The 22,073-nt window shown below is 72.1% G+C and carries 21 protein-coding genes; 16 read left to right on the top strand and 5 right to left on the bottom strand.

Annotated elements, in window-relative coordinates:
* Positions 1-15 precede the first annotated feature (15 nt).
* Positions 16-474: an RrF2 family transcriptional regulator gene (locus ACZ56V_RS06005; RefSeq protein ID WP_104635272.1), complete on the top strand. Its 459-nt coding sequence runs from the start codon at positions 16-18 to the stop codon at positions 472-474.
* A 13-nt stretch (positions 475-487) separates the two neighbouring features.
* Here ACZ56V_RS06005 and ACZ56V_RS06000 read toward each other — a convergent pair whose 3' ends face one another.
* Positions 488-2,050, bottom strand: coding sequence for a substrate-binding domain-containing protein (locus ACZ56V_RS06000; protein WP_468940447.1), 1,563 nt, complete (start codon positions 2,048-2,050; stop codon positions 488-490).
* Between the two features lie 267 nt (positions 2,051-2,317).
* Here ACZ56V_RS06000 and ACZ56V_RS05995 point away from each other — a divergent pair, with 267 nt between their 5' ends.
* Positions 2,318-3,292, top strand: coding sequence for an arabinan endo-1,5-alpha-L-arabinosidase (locus ACZ56V_RS05995; protein WP_468939657.1), 975 nt, complete (start codon positions 2,318-2,320; stop codon positions 3,290-3,292).
* A gap of 39 nt (positions 3,293-3,331) precedes the next feature.
* On the opposite strand, the gene ACZ56V_RS05990 is transcribed toward ACZ56V_RS05995, so the two are convergent.
* The 4 genes from ACZ56V_RS05990 to ACZ56V_RS05975 all read right to left on the bottom strand — a co-directional run bounded on the left by ACZ56V_RS05990 (position 3,332) and on the right by ACZ56V_RS05975 (position 8,052).
* Positions 3,332-4,543, bottom strand: coding sequence for a PucR-like N-terminal domain-containing protein (locus ACZ56V_RS05990; protein WP_398914233.1), 1,212 nt, complete (start codon positions 4,541-4,543; stop codon positions 3,332-3,334).
* Positions 4,544-4,739: 196 nt separating this feature from the next.
* Complete coding sequence (locus tag ACZ56V_RS05985) at positions 4,740-5,681, bottom strand: hypothetical protein (protein WP_467377896.1); 942 nt, start codon at positions 5,679-5,681, stop codon at positions 4,740-4,742.
* Between the two features lie 48 nt (positions 5,682-5,729).
* Complete coding sequence (locus ACZ56V_RS05980; RefSeq protein ID WP_468939652.1) at positions 5,730-7,310, bottom strand: DUF6801 domain-containing protein; 1,581 nt, start codon at positions 7,308-7,310, stop codon at positions 5,730-5,732.
* 109 nt (positions 7,311-7,419) lie between these two features.
* On the bottom strand, positions 7,420-8,052 hold the full coding sequence (locus ACZ56V_RS05975; protein ID WP_356371359.1) for a hypothetical protein: 633 nt from the start codon (positions 8,050-8,052) through the stop codon (positions 7,420-7,422).
* Positions 8,053-8,704: 652 nt separating this feature from the next.
* On the opposite strand from ACZ56V_RS05975, the gene ACZ56V_RS05970 reads away from it, so the two are divergent.
* The 14 genes from ACZ56V_RS05970 (at position 8,705) to ACZ56V_RS05905 (ending at position 22,069) form a co-directional block, all read left to right on the top strand.
* A complete protein-coding gene (locus ACZ56V_RS05970; protein ID WP_468939648.1) occupies positions 8,705-9,715 on the top strand; it encodes an ABC transporter ATP-binding protein in 1,011 nt (336 codons plus the stop codon).
* Positions 9,712-10,476 carry an MlaE family ABC transporter permease gene (locus ACZ56V_RS05965; RefSeq protein WP_059299236.1) on the top strand — a complete coding sequence of 255 codons (765 nt, stop codon included), beginning with the start codon at positions 9,712-9,714 and terminating at the stop codon, positions 10,474-10,476. The genes ACZ56V_RS05970 and ACZ56V_RS05965 overlap by 4 nt, the downstream gene beginning before the upstream one ends.
* 6 nt (positions 10,477-10,482) lie before the next feature.
* Entirely contained in the window at positions 10,483-11,289 is an 807-nt protein-coding gene (locus ACZ56V_RS05960; protein ID WP_031044788.1) for an MlaE family ABC transporter permease, read from the top strand.
* A 1-nt stretch (position 11,290) separates the two neighbouring features.
* Positions 11,291-12,556, top strand: a complete 1,266-nt coding sequence (locus ACZ56V_RS05955) for an MCE family protein (RefSeq protein ID WP_398914224.1) — start codon at positions 11,291-11,293, stop codon at positions 12,554-12,556.
* Complete coding sequence (locus ACZ56V_RS05950) at positions 12,553-13,617, top strand: MCE family protein (protein ID WP_398914222.1); 1,065 nt, start codon at positions 12,553-12,555, stop codon at positions 13,615-13,617. The genes ACZ56V_RS05955 and ACZ56V_RS05950 overlap by 4 nt, the downstream gene beginning before the upstream one ends.
* Entirely contained in the window at positions 13,614-14,660 is a 1,047-nt protein-coding gene (locus tag ACZ56V_RS05945; RefSeq protein WP_398914221.1) for an MCE family protein, read from the top strand. Before ACZ56V_RS05950 ends, ACZ56V_RS05945 begins: the two co-directional genes overlap by 4 nt.
* Entirely contained in the window at positions 14,660-15,703 is a 1,044-nt protein-coding gene (locus tag ACZ56V_RS05940) for an MCE family protein (protein ID WP_468939642.1), read from the top strand. The genes ACZ56V_RS05945 and ACZ56V_RS05940 overlap by 1 nt, the downstream gene beginning before the upstream one ends.
* Complete coding sequence (locus ACZ56V_RS05935) at positions 15,700-16,836, top strand: MCE family protein (RefSeq protein ID WP_468939639.1); 1,137 nt, start codon at positions 15,700-15,702, stop codon at positions 16,834-16,836. Before ACZ56V_RS05940 ends, ACZ56V_RS05935 begins: the two co-directional genes overlap by 4 nt.
* A complete protein-coding gene (locus tag ACZ56V_RS05930; protein WP_468939636.1) occupies positions 16,833-18,131 on the top strand; it encodes an MlaD family protein in 1,299 nt (432 codons plus the stop codon). The genes ACZ56V_RS05935 and ACZ56V_RS05930 overlap by 4 nt, the downstream gene beginning before the upstream one ends.
* Positions 18,128-18,637, top strand: a complete 510-nt coding sequence (locus ACZ56V_RS05925) for a hypothetical protein (protein ID WP_467377877.1) — start codon at positions 18,128-18,130, stop codon at positions 18,635-18,637. The genes ACZ56V_RS05930 and ACZ56V_RS05925 overlap by 4 nt, the downstream gene beginning before the upstream one ends.
* A complete protein-coding gene (locus ACZ56V_RS05920; protein ID WP_468940445.1) occupies positions 18,637-19,320 on the top strand; it encodes a hypothetical protein in 684 nt (227 codons plus the stop codon). Before ACZ56V_RS05925 ends, ACZ56V_RS05920 begins: the two co-directional genes overlap by 1 nt.
* A gap of 26 nt (positions 19,321-19,346) precedes the next feature.
* A complete protein-coding gene (locus ACZ56V_RS05915) occupies positions 19,347-19,895 on the top strand; it encodes a nuclear transport factor 2 family protein (RefSeq protein WP_356368492.1) in 549 nt (182 codons plus the stop codon).
* A gap of 48 nt (positions 19,896-19,943) precedes the next feature.
* Positions 19,944-20,729, top strand: coding sequence for a hypothetical protein (locus ACZ56V_RS05910; protein WP_468939633.1), 786 nt, complete (start codon positions 19,944-19,946; stop codon positions 20,727-20,729).
* A gap of 77 nt (positions 20,730-20,806) precedes the next feature.
* Positions 20,807-22,069 carry a lytic transglycosylase domain-containing protein gene (locus ACZ56V_RS05905; RefSeq protein WP_468939631.1) on the top strand — a complete coding sequence of 421 codons (1,263 nt, stop codon included), beginning with the start codon at positions 20,807-20,809 and terminating at the stop codon, positions 22,067-22,069.
* The last annotated feature ends 4 nt before the right edge of the window (positions 22,070-22,073 follow it).

Raw genomic sequence — 22,073 nt, 5'->3', positions numbered from 1 at the left:
GCCACAATGGTCGGCATGAGGATCTCGGCGCGTGCGGACTACGCGGTACGGGCGGTACTGGAACTGGCGGTCCGGCAGGACGATTCCCCGGTCAAGGCGGAGGACGTGGCCGCCGCGCAGGACATTCCGCACAAATTTCTGGAGGGGATCCTCGGGGACCTCAGGCGCGGCGGCGTCGTGGCGAGCCGGCGCGGCGGGGGCGGCGGGTACCGGCTGGCGCGCGAGGCTGCGGCCATCACGGTGGCGGACGTGATCCGGGCGGTGGACGGCCCGATCGTCTCCGTGCGCGGGGAGCGGCCGACGGGGCTGGTGTACACGGGCACGGCGGGGCCGCTGCTGCCGCTGTGGGTGGCGCTGCGCGCCAACGTGCGCAGGATCCTGGAGGGCGTGACGATCGCGGACCTCGCGGCGGACGCGCTGCCTGACCCGGTGCGGGAGCTGGCGGCGGAACCGGCGGCCTGGGAGAACCCGTAGGGAGCGCCCGGTGTCACCTCGCGGCGGGTGAACCGTCCGGCCGGCACAGCAGCGGCTTGTCCAGCTCGGCGCAGGGGCGGTGGCCCTTGGAGCGGATGACGTCCTTGCCGACCTCGTTGGCGAGGTAGCGCAGGAAACCCGCCGCGATCGAGTCGGCCGGCGGTTCGCCGTAGGTGTAGGCGATCTCCGTCTGCCAGTACGGGTACGCCCCCTCGTCGGCGCCCTGCAGGGTGGCCGGAAAGCCGTCGATGCGGATCTGCCGGACGTCGTCGTGCGCGGCGGCGGCGCCGACCTCGCTGTGCCCCAGGGCCCCGGGGGTGGCGGCCACCGTGTCCAGCAGCGTCCCGGTGCCGCCCACCTCGCAGCGGCCCGGCCGGCCGCGGTCGAGGCCCGCGCAGTCGGGCGTGGTGACCGCCGGCAGGGGGCGGCCGTCGAGGACCTGCCGTTCGAGCGTGGTGCGGGTGCCCGAGCCGGGGTTCCGGCTGACCAGGTGAACGGGTACGTCGTTGCCCTTGACCTGGCTCCAGTTGGTGATGTTCCCGGCGTAGATGTCCCGTACCTGCTTCAGGGACAGGTCCTCGACCCCCGCGTCCTCGTGCACGACCAGGGTGAACAGGGACAGCGCGACGGGCCGGGGCAGCAGCCGCGGGCGGCCGTCGGACTTCGGTCCGTCGCTGAACGACAGTCGGTCGCCCAGGCCCCGGCCGTCCGGGAGCCGGGCGCCCGCACCGGCCGCGGCGAGGGTGTCGAGCCCGTCGACGCTGCCCTTGAACGAGGTCGCGGTCAGCGGGATGCGGGCGTCGGGGCAGGTCCGCTCGTACTGCCTCGCGGCCTCGCGCAGCACCGGCGCGAAGGCCGTGGAACCCGACAGGTGCAGGGTCCCGGCGGCGCAGTCCAGCGGCGCGGCCGCGCCGTCGCTCCCGGCCAGGGTGAACCCCGACTGGGTGGCGCTGACCAGGATGAGCGAGGCGAGCAGCCACCGGACCTGCCGCGAGGCGAACGGGTAGTACGCGGTCTTCTTGATGTTCCCGCCGCGCACCCCGCCGACGACCCCCGCGGTGACCTCCGGCTCGGGGAACTCGGGCTCGGTGAAGCCTTCTTCACGGTCCAGGACCGCCAGGACCTTGTAGTGCGCCCTGCGGTTGAGGATCACCTTGGGCAGTCTGATCTCCCGGCCCGTGGTCTCGAACCCCTCGGCGCCCGGCACGAAGAACGAGGGCGGCACCTGGGCACTGCGCTCGGTGACGGTCATGCCGACCACGCGGCGGCCGGGGAAGGCGATGCGTATGCCCACGGGGTCGCTGGCGGGAGCGACGTAGTCGCCGGCCACCACGGGGCTCCAGCCGGCGTTCTCGATCCGCAGCAGCACGACCGAGGGGTCGCGCAGGTTCGTACCGTCCCACTGCATGCGCTGCAGCACCGTGGTGTCGGGCCCCGAGGCGGCCGAGTCCCGGATCGTGGTGTCCAACTGGACGCGGTAGCCGAGCCGTTTGCGGCCCGCCAGCACGAACTCCCACAGCGCGGCCACGACGGGCACGGCCAGGCCCAGCACGGCGGCCACGGAACCCCAGGACATACTCACGCCCGGCTCCCCCTCAGGACGGTGACACGGGAGGCCATGGTGGCGGGGCCGCGGTGCGAGGGAGCGCGGGTCCGGCGATTCGCCTGTTCGCATTCATACGCCGGTCACCTGTGAAACCCGGCGTTTTCCGGACGTTGGCCACCGTCGCCGCTCAGAGCATTGACGCGCAAGGGCATCGACTCTACGTTCCCGTCCGAAGAGGCGACCAATGTTCGAAATCGCGAACAATCAGTGGAACGCAACAGAACAGGAGCGCCATCCATGAGCCGCCTGCGCACAAGAACCGCACTCCTCGCTCTCCCCGCCGCCGCCCTGCTCGCCCTCGTCCCCTCCACGGCGTCGGCCTATCCGAACCCCGGCCGGGTCACCGGCTCCGTCGTCACGCACGACCCGACGATGATCCGCACCTCGTCCGGGCAGTACCGGCTCTACGCCACCGGCGGCGGCATCAGCAGCAAGGCGTCCTCGGACCGCACCGCCTTCTCCGCCGGGGCGGACGCCTTCGGCTCCCGGCCCGCCTGGTGGTCGCAGTACTCCGACGTCCCCGAGGCCTGGGCGCCGGACATCTCGTACCACGGCGGCACGTACCTGATGTACTACTCCGTCTCGTCCTTCGGCGTGAACACCTCCGCCATCGGGCTCGCGGTCTCCACCACCGGGGCGCCGGGCAGCTGGAGCGACCGGGGCATCGTCTACACCTCGAACGCCGCCAGCGACTACAACGCCATCGACCCGAACCTCTTCGTCGACGACGACGGCACGTGGTGGCTGTCCTTCGGCAGTTGGTGGACCGGCATCAAGATGATCCGCGTCGACCCGGCCACCGGCAAGCAGCTCGCCTCCGACACCGCCCGCCGCTCCCTCGCCTCCCGCCCCACGGGCACGAAGGCCGTCGAGGCCCCGTACGTCGTCAAGCGGAACGGGTACTACTACCTCTTCGCCTCGTACGACGTCTGCTGCGACGGCACCAGCTCCACCTACAAGGTCAAGGTCGGCCGGGCGACGAGCGTCACCGGGCCCTACCGCGACCGCAACGGCGTACCGATGATGGACAACGGCGGGACGCCGGTCCTGGAGTCGCACGGCAGCGTCATCGGACCCGGCGGCCAGTCGATCATGAACGACGTGGACGGCGACCTGATCGTCTACCACTACTACGACGGCAACGACAACGGGACGCCCAAGCTCGGCATCAACCTCCTGGACTGGAGCAGCGGCTGGCCCGTGGCGTACTGAGCCGCACGCCGGTACGGGCCCGCACCCCGGCCCCGGGCATCACTGCGCGTCGTCGTGGCCCCGCAGGTGCAGCGAGCGGAGGGCCACCTCGATGGCGAAGCGGTGGTCGGGGTCGGCGAGCCGGTCGCCCAGGTAGGTGTCCAGGGTCCGCAGGCGGTAGCGGACGGTCTGCGCGTGCACGCCCAGCATCTCGCCGACCTGCTCCGCGGGCGCCCGGGTGGACACGTGCACGCGCAGGGTCTCGACCAGCCGGTCGCGCCGCCTGGCCGGCAACGCGTCGAGCGGGGCCAGTTCACGGGCGGCGATCCGGTCGACCAGGGCGGAGTCGGACAGCAGCCACAGGGTCGTCAGGTGGTCCTCGCAGCGGATCAGCGGGACGTCGGATATGACATCGTCGTCAACGAGCTGCAGCACGCGGCGGGCCCAGCGGACGGAGTCGGCGGCCTGGGTGATCGGTACCGTCAGGCCCAGCGCGGCGCGGGTGCCGGTCAGGGCGGTGCGGAGCATGTCCAGGCGGGCGGGCGTGAGGTCGCCGGGCACGAGCAGGTGCGGCTGGGGGATGTCCAGGTCGGCGAGGACGTCCCGGTCGAGTCCCGCCTGGATGTGGTCCGGTGCCGGGGACCGCAGGGCGACGAGGAAACACGAGCGGGGCAGCTCCCAGGCGGCGGCCTTGCACAGTTCGGAGACGGCCGTGCGGGGCAGCGGGGAGGCGGCCAGGAGGAAGTGCAGTAACTGTCTTCGTAACGCGGACTCCTCGGAGGCGGCCCGCTCCCGGACCTCCGCGTACCCCTCGCGGGTGATCGCCTCCAGTTCCTCGACGTACGCGAAGAGCGCGTCGGCGAAGGCGAGGATCAGCGAGGGGGAGAGGCTGTACTGCCGGCCCAGTGTCTTGGCCCGGCGCAGCGCGATGCGGGCGCCGAGCCGGTAGGCGCCCTGCAGGACCTCCAGGTCGCGGCCCTCGTACGCCTCCACCCGGCCGAACCTGCGCAGCAGTTCGTCCCGCAGCTCCGAGCTGCTGGAGGGGTCGGCCACCCGGTCCACGAAGGCGGTCAGCGCCTGTTCGACGCCCTGGCGGATCGCGTCCCCGTCCGGGCCGTTGAGCAGCCTGCCGTACACCGGGTAGCTGCGGGTGACCTCGGTGCGTATCTCGTTCAGCAGCCCGGGAAGCAGCGGGCGCATGAAGGCCGCGAACTTCTTGGGGAGGGGGTCGAGCGGTTCACCGAGCACCGAGGGACGCGCGCTTGAGGGCATGAGTGATCCCTTGCCGTCGACATGTCCGGTGGGGATGGGCCGACCGGGCCCCGCCCTCGGCGGGCGGAGCCTGGACCGGTCCAAGGCGTTCACCGGTCTGGCAAGCAGACGGTAAATCAACTTTGTTGTGTTGTACATCTCTTGGGGAGGAATCGTGTCACGGTTGTGTACGTCGCCAACCGCGTGTGCACGACCCCTAGTTGGCGGCCGAGTGCCAGTTCTTCGAGAGAACCTTGCCGGCGTCGGGGACGACGGTGCCGGGCGCGTTGAGGCCGGTGAGGTGGGTCCGGGTGTCGTTGAGGGTGAGGCTGTTGTTCCCGGCGGCGGAGGGCAGCCCGGTCTTCGCGTTCACCGCGGCGTTGATCAGACCGACGTTCAGGCCGCAGCCGGTGGCGCCGGGCACCGCGAAGGTGCTGTCGTTCTGGGTGGCGCCGGTGAGGTTGATCCGGCTCATCTCGCCGGCCGGGTCCTCGGTGCCGTCGCCCTGGAAGAAGGTCATGCCGAACTCGGGGTAGGTGCGGTTCTCCGGGCGCAGCACGATCGGGTGGGCGGCCGTCCCGATGTAGCACTTGTCGCCGAGCAGCGGGTTCTCCAGGTGGATGCGGACCGGCAGGGCGACGATCGGCAGGTCGGTGAGGACACCCGCGGTCTGGTCGAAGGCGTAGGGCGCGCCGACCGACTCCATGGTCGCGGTGATCTTGTTGAGGCTGGAGTTCTCCAGCGACTTGCAGATCCCCGTGATCACGAATATGTCGCTGGGGCACATCAGGCCGAGCAGTCCGCCGGGCACGGTGGCGGGCTCGGCGACCAGCGCGCCGGAGGCGGGGGCGACCACGCTGCTGGTGCCGTCCGCGTTCTGCACGACGCCCATCTGGAGGTTGGTCCTGCCGGTCGTCACGACGGTGTCGCCCAGCTTGATGGAGCCGCTCGCCGAGGTGGACACCACGCACTGCGGGGTCTTCTCGAAGCCGTCGGCCGCCAGCATCGCCGGGGCGTCCACGGGACAGCGGGTGAAGGGGGCCCACTCGCCGTTCAGCGCGGGGTCCGCCGCGGTCGCCGTGCCCAGCGAGGCGAAGGCGCCGAGCGCGGTCAGCGCGGACACGGTGGCGAGCCGGGTACGGGTGGAGATCGGGGGCATGGTGGTGGCCTTCCGTGGAGGTGGGAGGGGCGGGAGCGCGGCGCCGGATCAGCGCTCGGCGACGGGGATCTGGGCGGGCTGGAGGTCCTCGGTGCACTCCAGCGGGTTGACGTTCATGACTGCGCACGTCTGCCCTTGGACCTGCTTGATGTAGTTGCCGGGGCCGGAGACGGAGGCGGTGAGCAACCGGTCGAGGTCCTCGCCGTCGGTGCCGCAGCCGGTGAAGGCCGGGACGGTCGCCTCGCCGGACAGCACACCGCCGGAGGTGAGCTGGTAGCCGGTGGCGGGCTGGCCGGTGACCTGCTCGCCGCGTCCGAACAGCACCAGGTGGTCACCGGGGAAGTTCGCGGGGTCCGGGTCGGCGGAGGTGAGGGACTTCTCGGTCCGGCACCCCGGACCGACGTCCAGAGGTGTCCCGTTGACCTCGAGGGAGGTCACATGAAGGACCAACGGAGCCCGGACGTAGGTGTCCATGGTCGTCAGACCCTCGAGGAGGTACAGCTTCAGACGTGAGTCGATCCTGACGGGGCCGGTCTGCTCCAGCACCATGGTGGCGGTCACCGGAACGAAGTCGAAGGACAGGAAGGTGCTCCGGAACGGCGGTGTCTGCTTGCGCCCCCGGTAACTGAAGTCGCCCCACGACACGGTGTCGAAGATGAGGGCTTCCGGGTCGGGGGGACCCGCCACGGGGTCGCCCTGTTCGATCAGCATGCAGGACGGCGGCAGGTACGAGGCGGCCTTCTGCTTCCGCACGTTGGTGTAGCCGGTGATGTAGGCGTTGAGCGACTTCGAGGTGGGCGGGTGCCGCTCGTCGTAGCGGCACGGCGGGACGTCCTCGCGGTCCACGGCGGTGCCGGGGGTGTTCTCCAGCACCTTCGGCGACCTCTCGGACTGCCGCTCCGGCTGCCGGTCCGCCGGTCCGTCCGGCTGCCCGTCGTCCGGCGCCCCGGAGGTTTCGGCCGGTCCCGGCGCGGACGGCGAACCGCTCGGTGCCGGCTCGCCCGCGCCGACCGGTACGGTCGCCAGCAGTCCCCGGCCGGGCGCGTCCTCGGCGAGGGCGCAGTCGACGGTCAGCGAGCCGGGGTCCGCGGTGGCCGGGTCGGCCGCCCCGAGCGCCAGGTCGATCGCGAGGGCGCCCGCGGAGAACGTCAGGTCGCCGTCGCTCCGGCCGGCCACGGAGGGGACGTCGCCCGTCGTGGTCAGCGTCAGCGGGCCCGACTCGGGCAGCGCGACCGGCTCGGAGCCGCCCCGCCAGGTCGCCGTCGCCGTGGCCGTGTTCTGGGCGACGCCGACGGCGAGCCGGGTGGCCGCCCGCACCTCGGCCGCGTCGCGCGCGGTGAGGTCCGCCACCGCCTGGGCCGGGAGCTCCACGGTGGTGGTGACGTCGGACGGAGTGAACGCCTCGCCCGCCCCGGCCCGTTGCGGGAAGTCCGCCGTGATCCGCACCGTCGCGGGCACGTGCCCCGAGGGGAGGGTGCAGACGTAGGGGAGCTCGGCCTCGACCTCCTGGGTGCCCGAGGCGGAGGCCGCGGTCGGGACCAGGGCGGCGAGCACCACGAACGCGGCGATCGACGTGGTCCGGGCACGGGCCCGGGGCGGCCGCGGGGCGGCGGCTGGCTTGGCTTGCATGCGACTCCGCTCGGATGGCTCGGACGGGAGGCCGTGTCTTCTCGGGCGCGGCACGGGCCCGCGAACGCCCGGCCGGGGTGCCGGCCGGGCGGACGGGCTGGTCGGCGGTCTACGGGTTGGAGCCGACGATGGTCGGAATGGCGCCCGTGCTGGCCACCTTGACGGCGTAGTTGCCCTTGAAGGTGGGCTTGGTGGCGGTCGTGACGATCGCCCCGCAGTTGACGGGGTTGGTGACCACCAGTTCACCGGCGGTGCTGTTGATCGCCAGCACGCCGGTGGAGTTGGTGTACGTGCCCGACGCCTTGCCCGTCACCGTGAACTTGCAGGCGCCGGCGGTCACGTTGGCCTTGACGTTGCCGACGTAGCCCTTGGTGACACCGGTGGAGGCGTTGTAGTCCAGCGCGATGACGTCCCACGGGGTGACCGACGTGGTGGTGACGTTGCCCAGGACGCTGGTGCACGGCGAGCCGGACGCACCGAAGTTCATGGTGGTGATGTCGGCGACGTCGCCGGGGTTGCCGGTGGCGCTCGCCATCGTCCCGGCCGCGTTCGAGGTCGTGCACGTCATGGGGATGGTGGCGGTCAGCACGATGTTGCCGACGTTCACGGCCTTGAAGGCGGCCGGCGAGGGGTTGACCGTCCACACCGTGGAGGGCACCGCCGAGGACGGGACGGCGGCGAGGCCGAGTGCCGACGCGGCCGCACACACCACGAGGGCGGACCTTCTGATGCTCTTCTTCATGACTCGGTCTCCTTGAGGGTTGACCTGCATTGCGCCGTGACGTTACTCGCCGGAAACATAGCCGAACAATGCGGTCGTCCATGATTCTTTGAAAAGTGGAACAAGCTGTTTCCGGGGTGAGTGAATCGCGATTCCTCTTAGTCACCTGCTGCCAAGGTCGAAGTGATCGGCTTGCACCGCTCCCGCGTCGCCACCGTCGCACGCGCCGGGGTTCCCGTACTCACCCGATGACAAGTTCCCGAGTGGTTTTTGTGTCCCCGCTGACAGGTTCCGGATGGCCGGAGTCGGTATCCCGGAAAACTCCGATTCCGGTGTTGCCCGCCGAGGTTACTCGGCCGTAACGTGCCGGTGCGGTGCTCGGTTCCAGGTCGGTGGCCCCCGTCGGCCGGAGCCATGGCGGACGCGTGCGGGCCCCACCTCCTGTCGGGCCCGGGCGTCCGCCGGCGGGGTCCCGCGGGATCCACACCCCCCGGAACCGCGAGACCCTGCCCTGTCTCCCCGGAGACAAAAGCGGGGCGGGCGGGTTGTCTGCGCGGTGACAAGTTCCACCGGGGCGCCGGTGATCCGTGCCGCACCCGTTGTCAGTGCGCTCCGTACCGACTTAACGTGCGGGCCCGCAGCGCGTATCCGATTGGCGTCCGCTGGAGGTGATATGGGAATCGAAGTAGTGGTCGAGGGCCTGACCAAGTCCTTCGGTAAGCAGAGCATCTGGCGGGACGTGTCACTCACTCTTCCGGCCGGGGAGGTCAGCGTGATGCTGGGCCCGTCCGGAACCGGTAAGACCGTTTTCCTGAAGTCGCTCATAGGGCTGCTCAAACCCGAGAAGGGCCGTGTCCTCATCAACGGGGTGGACATGGTGAACAGTCCGGAAAGAGACATCTACGAGACCCGTAAACTGTTCGGTCTCATGTTTCAGGACGGCGCCCTCTTCGGCTCCATGTCGCTTTTCGACAATATCGCCTTCCCGCTGCGCGAACACACCCGCAAGAAGGAGTCCGAGATCCGCCGCATCGTCATGGAGCGGATCGAGGTCGTCGGGCTGCTGGGCGCGGAGGGGAAACTTCCGGGAGAGATCAGCGGAGGCATGCGCAAACGGGCCGGACTGGCCCGCGCGCTCGTCCTCGACCCGCAGATCATCCTGTGCGACGAACCGGACTCCGGGCTCGACCCGGTCCGCACCGCCTACATCTCCCAGCTGCTGATCGACCTGAACGCACAGCTCGACGCGACGATGCTGATCGTCACCCACAACCTCGACATCGCCGCCACCGTGCCCGACAACATGGGGATGCTCTTCCTGCGCGAACTCGTCACCTTCGGCCCGCGCGAGGTGCTGCTCACCAGCGACGAGCCCGTCGTCGCCCAGTTCCTGGGCGGCCGGCGCGAGGGACCCATCGGGATGTCCGAGGAGAAGGACGCGGCCACCCTCGCCGCCGAGGCGAAGGCCGCCCCCGCCGTGCCCGACGGGCCCCGGGTCATCGTGCCGCAGCTGGAGCCCTCGCCGGGCCTGCCGCCGCGCCGGGCCGTCGCCCGCCGGCGTGAGCGTGTCATGGGCATGATCGACACGCTGCCCCCAGCGGCCCGCTCCGCCATCCGGGACACCTACGCCAAGAACGCCGGGGCGGCCACCCTGCCGATGCCCGCCGCCGGGAGCGGCGCGTGATCACCGGCGCCCTGCGGCAGACCGGCAGGCTCTTCGCGCTCGCCGCCGAAGTCGTCCGAGCCGTCTTCCGAAGACCCTTCCAGTTCCGCGAGTTCGTCGAGCAGTTCTGGTTCGTCGCGAGCGTGACCATCCTGCCCGCCGCCCTGGTCTCGATCCCCTTCGGCGCCGTCATCGCCCTCCAGGTCGGCTCCCTGACCGAGCAGCTGGGCGCCCAGTCGTTCACCGGCGGCGCCAGTGTCCTCGCCGTCGTCCAGCAGGCCAGCCCGCTCATCGTCGCCCTGCTCATCGCCGGCGCCGGCGGCTCGGCCATCTGCGCCGACCTCGGCTCCCGCAAGATCCGCGAGGAACTCGACGCCATGGAGGTCATGGGCGTCTCGCCCGTGCAGCGGCTGGTCGTGCCCCGGGTCCTGGCCGCCATGGGCGTCGCCGTCCTGCTCAACGGCCTGGTCTCCGTCGTCGGCATCCTCGGCGGCTACTTCTTCAACGTCATCATGCAGGGCGGCACTCCCGGCGCCTACCTCTCCAGCTTCTCCGCCCTGGCCCAGCTGCCCGACCTCTACGTCAGCGAACTCAAGGCGCTGGTCTTCGGGTTCATCGCGGGCATCGTCGCCGCCTACCGGGGACTCAACCCGCGCGGCGGCCCCAAGGGCGTCGGCGACGCCGTCAACCAGTCCGTCGTCATCACGTTCCTGCTGCTCTTCTTCGTCAACATGGTGATGACGGCCGTCTACCTCCAGATCGTCCCGCCGAAGGGAGGCTGAGGTCCGATGGCCTCCCCGCTCGTCTGGCTCGACCGCTCCGGCGACCAACTCCTCTTCTACGTCCGGGCCCTGCTGTGGATCCCGCGGACCCTGCGCCGCTACCTCAAGGAGGTGCAGCGCCTGCTGGCCGAGGTGGCCTTCGGCTCCGGCGGCCTGGGCGTCATCGGCGGCACCATCGGTGTGATGATCGCGATGACGCTCTTCACCGGGACCGTCGTCGGACTCCAGGGCTACGCGGCCCTCGACCAGATCGGCACGGCCGCGTTCACCGGATTCGTCTCCGCCTACTTCAACACCCGCGAGATCGCACCGCTCGTCGCCGGACTCGCCCTCTCCGCCACCGTCGGGGCCGGCTTCACCGCGCAGCTCGGCGCCATGCGCATCAACGAGGAGGTCGACGCGCTGGAGGGCATGGGCATCCGCTCCATGCCCTACCTCGTCACCACCCGCATCATCGCCGGCGTCGTCGCCATCGTCCCGCTCTACGCCATCGGGCTGCTCTCCTCCTTCCTCGCCTCCCGCTACGTGACCGTCCTGTTCAACGGGCAGTCCCGGGGCACGTACGACCACTACTTCAACCTCTTCCTCTCCCCGACGGACGTGCTGCTCTCCGTACTGAAGGTGCTGATCTTCAGCGTGATGGTGATCGTCGCCCACTGCTACTACGGCTACCGCGCCTCCGGCGGACCGGCCGGCGTCGGTGTCGCCGTCGGCCGGTCCGTGCGCAACGCCATCGTGCTGATCAGCGTCACCGACTTCTTCCTGTCGCTGGCCCTGTGGGGCGCGACCACGACCGTGAAGGTGGCGGGGTGAGATGCGCGGACCGAGAGGAGCACGCGGCCAGAGGCTGCGCCACCGGCTGGCCGGAGTGGTGTTCGTACTGGTGCCCGCCCTGCTGATCTGGCTGGCCGTCGCCGTCTACGACAAGGAGTTCACCGACTCCGACCCCGTGGTCGTCGAGACGGGCAGCGCCGGCAACCAGATGCACCCGGGCGCCGAGGTGAAACTGCGCGGCGTCGTCGTCGGCGAGGTCCGCGCCATCCACGCCACCGGCGACGGCGCCCGGCTCACCCTCGCCATGAAGCCCGGCGCGCTGGACGACGTACCGTCCGACGTCCGCGCGCAGATGCTGCCCACCACCCTGTTCGGCGAGCGGTTCGTGGCCCTCGTACCGCCCGCGGACCCCTCGCCCGAACCCCTGGCCGCCGGGGCCGTCGTCCCCCAGGACCGGTCCGCGAACGCCATCGAACTCCAGCAGGTGCTCGACGACGTCCTGCCGATGCTCACCGCCGTCCAGCCGCAGAAGCTCTCCGCGACCCTGTCCGCCGTCTCGCAGGCCCTGGAAGGCCGCGGGGAACGGCTCGGCGACACGCTCACCCTGCTGGACCGGCACCTGGAGGAGTTCAACCCGAACCTGCCCGCCCTCAACCGTGACCTCAAGGAACTCGTGAAGGTCAGCCATGTCTACGCGGACGCCGCGCCCGACATCATCACGGCGCTCACCGACTTCACCACCACCAGCGGCACCCTCGCCGAGCAGGAGGCGGAACTCGCCGCCACCCTCGGCGCCACGACCGGGACGGCCGAGGACGTGACGGCCTTCCTGCGCAAGAACAAGGACAACATCATCCGGCTCGGCGACACCAGCCGCCCCACCCTGGAGCTGCTCGCCGAGTACTCCTCGGCCTTCCCCTGCACCCTGCGCACCCTCGCCGACTTCGTGCCGGCCATGGACAAGGCGCTCGGCAAGGGCACCGACCGGCCCGGCATCCACGTCGACGTCACCAGCGTCGCCTCGCGCGGGGCCTACCGGCCCGGCCGCGACACCCCGGTGTACGACGCCGGCGGCGGGCCCCGCTGCCCCTCCGTGCCCTACCTCGGCGCCCTGCCCAAGCCCGCCGCGCGGGCCGCCGCCCCCGCGGCCGAGCAGGACCTCGGGCCCGCCAACTCCCCGCAGGAGAACGACCTCGTCAACGAACTCCTCGCCCCCGCCGCCGAGAAGAGCCCCGGCGACCTGCCCGACTGGAGCAGCCTGCTCGTCGGCCCCGTCTACCGCGGGACGGAGGTGACCCTCGGATGACCGGCGCCGACCACGCGCACACCCGGCGCCGCCCGCTGACCGGACCGCTGGTCAAGTCCCTCGTCTTCGTGGTGGTCACCGCCCTCGCCACCACGGTGCTCGGCCTGAGTGTCGCCGGCACCAGTGTCGACTCCGGCAGCGGCACCAGCACCTACAAGGCCCTGTTCACCGACGTCACCGGGCTCACCGACGGCGACAGCGTGCGGATCTCCGGGGTGACGGTCGGCGAGGTCACCGACGTCCGCGTGGTGCACCGGCGCACCGCGCAGGTCACCTTCACCGTCCGCGACGACCGCAGGCTGCCCCGGTCGACCACCGCCGCCGTGAAGTACCTCAACATGGTCGGCCAGCGCTACGTCTCCCTCGACCGCGGCAGCGGCGACCTCACCGGCACCCTCCCGGAGGGCGGCACCGTCCCGCTGGACCGCACCACACCCGCGCTCGACCTCACCCTGCTCTTCAACGGCTTCAAGCCGCTGTTCGAGGGCCTCTCCCCGAAGGACGTCAACGAACTCGCCGGCTCGATCGTGCAGGTGCTCCAGGGCGAGGGCACCACCGTCGACAGCCTGATCCGGCACATCGGTTCGCTCGGCACGACCGTCGCCGCCAAGGACAAGGTGATCGGCCAGGTCGTCGAGAACCTCACCACCGTCCTGGACACCCTCAACGACCGCGAGGACGACTTCGACGACCTCGTCGTCACCCTCCAGAAGCTCGTCACCGGCTTCAACCAGGACCGCAAACCCCTAGGCGAGGCCGTCGCCGCCATGGGCGACCTGACCACCGTCACCGCGGGACTCCTGGAGGACGGCCGCGCGCCCCTCAAGAAGGACATCGGGGAACTGGGCCGGCTCTCGGCCAACCTCGGCGAACACACCCCGCAGATCGAGGACTTCCTGGAGAAGAGCCCCGCCAAGATGACGGCCCTGGCCCGCCTGTCCTCCTACGGGTCGTGGTTCAACCTCTACCTCTGCGAGGCGCGCGTGAGCGGAGTGACCACCTCCGACGGCTCGAAGCCGCCGACCGGCATCGCGATCACCGAATCGAGGTGCCGCGGATGACGCGCCCCCGCCCCCGTATGAAGCCGGTGAAGGAACGCAACCCCGTCGCCGTCGGCGTCGCCGGGCTGCTCGTCCTCACCCTGATCGCCCTCCTCGCCTACCACGCCGACCGGCTGCCGTTCGGCGGCGGCACCGCCTACAGTGCCGACTTCTCCGAGGCCGCAGGCCTGGACGAGGGCGACGAGGTGCGCATCGCCGGCGTCAAGGTCGGCCAGGTCACCGGCGTCGCGCTCGACGGCGCCAAGGTCAAGGTGACCTTCGAGGTCGAGGACGCCTGGCTCGGCGACCGGACGACCGCCGCCATCGCCATCAAGACCGTCCTCGGCGACAAGTACCTGGCGCTCGACCCGCTCGGCTCCGGCCGCCAGGACCCGGGCGCCCGCATCCCGTTGGCCCGCACCACGTCCCCGTACGACGTGACCCAGGCGTTCCAGGACCTCAGCGGCACCGTCGACGACATCGACACCGGGCGGCTCGCGGAGAGCTTCGAGACCATCTCCGACACCTTCAAGGACTCCCCGCCGCACGTGCGCAAGGCGGCCACCGGCCTGTCCGACCTGTCGAAGTCGATCTCGAAGCGCGACGCCAAGCTCTCCGAACTCCTCAAGGGCAGCGCCGACTTCACCAAGACGCTGGAGAACAACAAGTCCAGTTTCGAGACCCTCATCGAGGACGGCGGCCCGCTGCTCGGCGAACTCCGCGACCGCCGCACCGCGATCAGCGCCCTGCTCAAGGGCAGCCAGGACCTCGGCACCGAACTCGGCGGCCTCGTCAAGGACAACGAGAAGCAGCTGGGCCCCACGCTCAAGGCGCTCGGCCGGGTCACCAGCGTCCTGGAGAAGAACAACACCCAGCTCGGCGAGACCCTCGCGCTGGTCGGCCCGTACTACCGCCTGGTCGGCAACACCCTGGGCAACGGCCGCTGGTTCGACAGCTACCTGTGCGGCGTCGTGCCCCGCGACTACCTGCCCGCCACCTCCCAGCCCGAGACCGGATGCCTGCCGCCGAAGCAGCCCGCGGCGGCCCAGGGGAGCGGTTCGTGATGACCCGACGCCGAAAGATCCTCACCGGGGTGCTCGCCCTCGTGGTGCTCGCCGCCGGCGGCCTGATCGCCGCCCGGGTCCTCGAACCCGACGGCACCCGCGTCACCGCCTACTTCGACCGCGCCATCGGCGTCTACGCCGGGTCCGACCTGCGCGTCCTCGGGGTACGGGTCGGCGAGGTGGAGTCGGTGGACCCCGAGGGCACCAGGGTCCGCGTCGGCCTCCGCCTGGACGAGGGGATCAAGGTCCCGAAGGACGCGCGGGCCGTCGTGGTCGCGCCCAGCGTCGTCGCCGACCGCTACGTGCAGCTCACCCCCGCCTACCGCAAGGGCCCGGCGCTCGCCGACGGCGCCGTCCTGCCCGCCTCCCGCAACCGCGTCCCCGTCGAGATCGACCAGATCTACGACTCGATCACCGAACTCGGCGACGCCCTCGGCCCGGACGGCGCCAACTCCGACGGCGCCCTGTCCGAACTGCTGAGGACCGGCGCCGACAACCTCGACGGCAACGGCGAGGCCATCGGCGACACCGTCGAGGAGTTCGGCAAGGCGGCCAAGACCCTCGACGGCAGCAGCGGCGACCTGTTCAGGACGCTCAGCAGCCTCCAGACCTTCACCACCATGCTGAAGAACAAGGACACCGACGTGCGCACCGCGCAGGAACGCCTGGACGACGTCGTCAGCTTCTTCGCCGACAACAAGGACGACCTCACCGGCGCGCTGAAGGAACTCGGCAAGGCCCTCGGCCAGGTCAAGACCTTCATCGAGGACAACCGGGGAGAGCTGAAGAAGAACGTCGACCGGCTCGTCCCCCTCACCCGGACCCTGGTCGAGCAACGCGCCTCGCTGGCCGAGGCGCTGGACGTGGCGCCCCTGGCCGCCGGCAACGTCGTGAACGCCTACAACCCCGACACCCGCACCCTCGACGGCCGCGCCAACCTCAACGAGATCAGCAGCGGCGGCCCGCTGCTGCCGCTGCCCGTGGCCGGGGCGGCCGGCGATGCCGCTGATGCGGAGAAGACGGAGAAGGGGGCCGGGCGATGAGGCGCCCCAGGACCGGCGCGGGCCGGGCCGCGGGCCTCGCCGCCGGTGCGCTGGCCGCTCTCGGACTCGCCCTCGCCCTGACCCTCCGCGGGGTGAGCGTCGTACCGAGCGGCTTCGACGGCATCGAGGACCTGCCGCTGCCGGGCGGCGCCGACCTCGGCGACCACCCCTACACCGTCACCGCGGAACTCCGGGACGTGCTCAGCCTCGTCCCGCACGCCGCCGTACGCGTCAACGACGTCGCCGTCGGCCGGATCACCGGCATCGAACTCGGCGAGGACGACTGGTCGGCCCGCGTCACCATGGAGATCAACGGCGACGTGCGGCTGCCCGCCGACGCCACCGCACGCCTCGAACAGTCCAGTCTGCTGGGCGAGAAGTACATCCAGCTCGTCGCCCCCGCCAAGGAGACCGGCACCGGCCGGCTGACGGACGGCAGCGTCATCCCGCTCGCCCGCACCGGCCGCAACACCGAGGTCGAGGAGGTGTTCGGCGCGCTGTCCCTGCTCCTCAACGGCGGCGGAGTCAACCAGCTCAAGACCATCACCCGGGAACTCAACGCCGCGCTCGGCGGCCGCGAACCCGAGGTCCGCTCCCTGCTGAAACGGGTCAACACCCTGGTGGGCGACCTCGACGACCACCGCGGAGACATCACCGACGCCCTCGACGCCGTCAACCGGCTCTCCTCGACCCTCGCCACCCGCAAGGACGACGTCGGCACCGTCCTCACCGGCCTCTCGCCCGGACTGAAGACGCTGGAGCAGCAGCGCGGCTCCCTGCTGACCATGCTGCGCTCCCTCGACACGCTGTCCGGCGTCGCCGTCTCCACCATCGACGCGAGCAAGGACGACATGATCGCCGACCTCAAGGCCGTGGCGCCGACGCTGAAGGCCCTGGCCGACGCGGGCACGGACCTGCCCGACTCGCTCCAGGTGCTGCTGACGTACCCGTTCACCGACGAGGTGCTGAGCGGGGTGAAGGGCGACTACCTCAACACGTACCTGACCATGACCGCCCTGCCCGGGACCCAGGTGATCCCGCCGCTCGTGCCCGGGGACACACCGGCGAAGAAGCGGTCCTCCTCGCCCCTGCCGCTGCCCTCGGTGCCCGAGTCCGGAGGTGACCGCGAGTGATCACCCTGGCCGTACGGCTGAAGAACCTCGCCTTCCTCGTCGTCGCCGTCCTCGCCCTGTCCTACCTCGGCATCCGCTACGCCGACCTCGGCCGGTACGTGGGCGTCGCCGACTACTACACCGTGGACGTCCGACTGCCGCGCACGGGCGGCCTCTTCACCCACTCGGACGTGACCTACCGGGGCGTCTCGGTGGGCCGGGTCGGCCCGATCGACCTCACCGAGGAGGGCGTCGTGGCCGAACTCCGCATCAAGAAGTCCGCGCCCCGCATCCCGGCCGACACCAGGGCCGTGGTCGCCGGGCTGTCCGCCGTCGGCGAGCAGTACATCGACCTGCGGCCCGAGAGCGACGGCTCCCCCTACCTCGCCGACGGCACCCGCATCGAACAGGCCGACACCGAGGTGCCCGCGCCCGTCACCGACGTCCTCACCAGCGTCGACGACCTCGTGAGCTCGGTCCCGCTGGAGGACCTGCGCACGGTCGTCGACGAGTTCGGCAAGGCCTTCGAAGGACACGGCGACGACCTCCAGGTGCTGCTCGACAGCGGCAGCGGCTTCGTCGAGGCCGCCGACCGCGCCCTGCCCTCCACCACCCTGCTCATCAACGACGGCGAGACCGTCCTGCGCACCCAGGCCCAGGAGGCGCGGGCCATCCGCGACTTCGCCGTCGGCGCCAAGGACCTGGCCGCCGCGCTCAAGGGCTCCGACGCCGACCTGCGCCGCCTGCTCGCGGTCACCCCCGAGGCCGCCACCCAGGTCAGCGGCCTGCTGCGGGACCTCGACCCGAGCCTCGGCGTCGTCCTCGCCAACCTCCTGACCACCTCCGAGGTCGCCGTCACCCGGCAGCGCGGCATCGAGGAACTCCTCGTGAAGTACCCGGCGGCCGTCGCCGCCGGCGCCACCGCCGTCGACGGGGGCAGGCTGAACCTCGGTCTGGCCGTCACCTTCTTCAGCCCCCTGCCCTGCACCGACGGCTACGGCGCCACGCGCTACCGCAACGGCCTCGACCTCGGCACCGCGCCCGCCCTCAACACCGACGCGGCCTGCACCGCCCCGGCGTCGAGCGGGAAGAACGTGCGCGGCTCGGCCAACGCCCCGAAGAGCGGCCCGGTGCCCGATCCGGCCACACCCGGTTCCCTGCCCTCGGGCAGCGGCGGAACCCCGGCCGGAGACGGCACTCCGGCCAAGGAGCGCACCCCGGCCCTCCCCGGCGCGCTCGCCCTGCCCGGACAGAGCGGTGAGGCACCGGCCGGCCTGACCGGTCTCCTCGCCCCGGCCACCGGGAGCACGCGATGAGGCGGGCCGGGATCCTCACCGGGGCGGGGCTCGTGCTGGCCCTCGGCGTCTGCGGCACCGGCGCGTGGACGTACGCAGAGGCCCGCACCGACGACGCGCTCGCCTACGGCCGGGAGCGGGACGAGGCGCTCGCCGACGGGCGGGACGGCATCGCCGTACTCACCACGCTCGACGCCTCCACCCGGCAGCGGGCGGAGCGGAGCATCCGGGACTGGCGCGGCGTCTCCACCGGGCCGCTGCGCGAGGAACTCGGCGACACCGAGGCGGCGGCCGGGACCTCGGCGCGCGGCACGGTCACCGAGGCCGCCGTCACCGCGCTCGACCCGCGGTCCGGCACGGCCAAGCTCATCGCCACCGTACGCGTCCAGGTCACCCCCGCCGGGACGAAGAAGCCGTCCACCGACCGCAAACGCCTGGAGGCGGTCCTGGCCCGCACGGGCGAGGGGGAGTGGAAGGTACGGGCGCTGAGCGCCGTGCCGGTGGCGGAAGGGAAGGGCGAGAGGTGATGACACCGACGTGGCTGCTGCGCAGGGGCGCCGCACCGGAGCCCGGCACGGCGGACGAGCAGGCCCGGGACGCGGACGCCCCGGACGCGGACGCCGAGCCGGAGCCCGCCGCGGACGCGCCCGCCGAGAAGGGCCCGTCGAACGGGCGCCTGCGGAGGGCTGCCCTGGCCGGGACCGCCGCCGTCCTCGTCCTCGGCGGCTGCGGATTCTTCTACGCCGCCCACCAGTTGGGATCCGAGGCGTCCGCCCGGAACCACGCGCTCACCGACACCGAGGCCACCACCCGCGTCGCGGGCGACATCGGCGACGCCCTCGCCCGGATCTTCTCCTACACGCCGGACGGCACCGCGGCCGCCGAACGCTCCGCGAACACCGTCCTCGACGGCCGCGCCGCCCGCCAGTACGAGACCCTCTTCGCCCGGGTCCGCGACGACCTCACCGAGCAGCGCGTCACGCTGAGCACCCGGGCCGTCCGCACCGGAGTGATCGAACTCGACGGCGACCGGGCCCGCCTGCTGGTCTTCCTCGACCAGACCTCCCACCGCGGCGAAGGCAAGGGCAACGGCAAGGCCAAGGCCGACACCAAGGCCGACGCCGAGGTCACCACCGCCGCCGCCCAACTCACCGTCACCGCACGGTACGACGGCGACCGGTGGCGGATCGTCGACATCAAGGCCCGCTGACCATGCGCGGGAGACTGGAGCACCCCATGAAACGCGCGGTCCGCCTCCTCGACGCCGGCCGTTCCCGGCCGCTGCCCGCCCTGGCCCTCGCCCTCACCCTCGTGGCGGGCGGCTTCGCCGCCTGGGCCGGCCAGGACTGGTACGGGGCGGCCCACGACGAGCGGGCCGCGTACGCGACCGAGCGGGACGCGGCACTCTCCGCCGGCGAGCAGGCCGTGCAGAACCTGAACACGCTCGACCACCGCGAGCTGAAGCGCGGCCTGGACCTGTGGGAGTCGTCCACCACCGGCGAACTGCACGAGCAACTGGCTTCCGGCCGCGACGAGTTCGCCGCCCAGGTGAAGGAGGCGAAGACGGTGAGCACGGCCCGGGTGCTGTCCGGCGCCGTCACCGAACTCGACGACCGCGCCGGACGCGCCCGGGTGCTGGTCGCCCTGCGCGTCACCGTCAAGGCGGCCGACGGGGCGAAGTCCGACAAGGACAGCCGCATGCTCGGCGAACTCACCCGGACCGACGGCCGGTGGAAGCTGAGCGCCCTGGGACAGGCACCCGTCGGCGGCACATCGACCGGCTGACCCGGTTCCGTACCGCGAAGCCGGCCGCAGCGAGGAGGACACCGCACCATGTCGACGACCCGTCACCACATCAACCGCCAGCGGCGCCGCCAGGCCCGCGAGACCCGGCCCGCCGCCTCCGCCGGTCACCCGGAACACACCGAGCGCACCGAACGCACGCCACGGGGGACCGGTACGCGCGGCGCCACCGCCGTCCTGGAGGCCACCGAGGCCGCCACCGCCGACCCGCCCGCGGACGGAGCGGCCCCGAAGGCCACCGGGGCCCGGCCGCGCCGCCGCCCCCCGCTCCTCGTGCTGCTCTGCGCGCTGACGGTGCTCCTCGGCGGCTTCGCGGGCTGGGCGCACGCGAAGGCCGAAGGGCTCAGGTCCGAGCCCGCGCGGAGCAACACCGCGCTGACCGACCTCGCCCGCACCAGCGAGATCAAGGGGCAGGTGGCCAAGGCCGTCGACCGGCTCTTCTCCTACGACCACGCGGACCCCGGCGCCCTCGACGAGGCGGCCAAGGACCTCCTGACGGGCAAGGCCGTCGACCAGCACCGCGACCTGTTCGCCGACGTCCGCGCGCGGGCCGACGAGCAGAAGGCGGTGATCACCACGACGGTCACCGAGAGCGCGGTCGAACGGATCGACGGCGACCGGGCCCGGGTCCTCGTCTACGCCGACCAGAGCAGCGTCGCCACCACCGGGAAGCAGGCCGCGACGGACAAGAAGAGCGAGGCGGGAGGAGGGACCGCGCAGGACGAGGGCGTGTACGCGGCGGCCATGCTCGCCGTCGACGTCGTGCACCGCGACGGACGCTGGCGGGTCTCCGCCCTCGACACCTTCGGCCGCTGAACCGCCCGCCCGCCCGACTGCCCGCGCAAGCGTCCCCCGCCCCCGCACCTCCGACGGATCCGACAGGAGTGACGACCATGCCCGTACGCCGTGCCCGACGCCTGTACCGAGGGCGGGCCCACAAGGGACTGCGCACGACCGCCCTCGCGGTGGCGGCCATGGCGGCCCTCACCGCGTCCCAGGCCCCCGGCCTCACCGGCGACGCGAAGGACACCCACGCCGGACCGGCGGCCGACGACCTGAGCCTGCCCACGACGGACGGCCCGTTCGCCGAACTCGCGCCGCCGGGCGACGGCTCCTACCACACCGAACTCCCGCCTCTGACGACCCGGAACGCGGGATCGGCGGCCTCTCCCGTGCTCGGGCCGGAGATCCGCGCCCAGTCAGGCATCCCGGCCACCGTGCTGCGCGCCTACCGCGCCGCGGAGACGGCCGTCGGCAGGACGGACCCGGGCTGCCGGCTGCCCTGGGAACTGCTCGCGGCGATCGGCAAGGTCGAGTCCGGCCAGGCACGCGGCGGCGCGGTCGACCGGAACGGCACGACCCTGAGCCGGATCACCGGACCGCCCCTCGACGGCCGGGGCTTCGCCCTGATCCGGGACACGGACGGCGGCGCCCACGACGGCGACACGGTCTACGACCGGGCGGTGGGCCCGATGCAGTTCCTGCCGTCCACCTGGGCCCGCTGGGGCGCGGACGGCAACGGCGACGGCCGGGCCGACCCGAACAACGTCTTCGACGCGGCGCTGGCGGCCGGGCACTACCTGTGCGCCGGTGACCGGGACCTGGGTCGGGCGGCGGACCTGGACCGGGCGGTCCTCAGCTACAACAACTCCCGCACCTACCTCGAACTGGTCAGGCACTGGCTGGAGTTCTACGGCTGGGGAGTCCACACCGTCCCCGACGGCAAGGGCGTCGTCCCGAAGAGCCCCGGCGCGGGCGGCGACACCCCGGCGACCGAGCCCGTCGACGCCGAGAGCGGCAGCGGCGGGGGACACGGCGGCGGGAACGGCGGTGGAGGCGCGGACGACGGCATCGACATCGGCCCGGACCCGAGCACCACGCCGGGCAGCCCCGGACCGTCCCCGTCCCGCCCCGTACCGTCCACGGCCCCGGACCCGTCCTCCCCGACGGTGCACCCGACGAGCCCGGACCCCTCCCCGTCGTCGCCCACCGAGACCCCGGACCCCTCGCCGGACCCGACCGGCCCGAGCCCCTCGCCGACGGCCACGGACGGCTGCTCCACGGAACCGGGGACCGCGTCCCCCGACCCCACGGCCTCCCCGACGGACCCGTCCTGCCCGACCCCGTCGGGCACTCCGGCCGCCTCGGCCGGGTAGGGCA

The organism is Streptomyces sp. NPDC034099 (assembly GCF_055575415.1).
The sequence above is the reverse complement of the archived record's forward strand: the minus strand, read 5'-3'. Positions and strand labels throughout refer to the sequence as shown.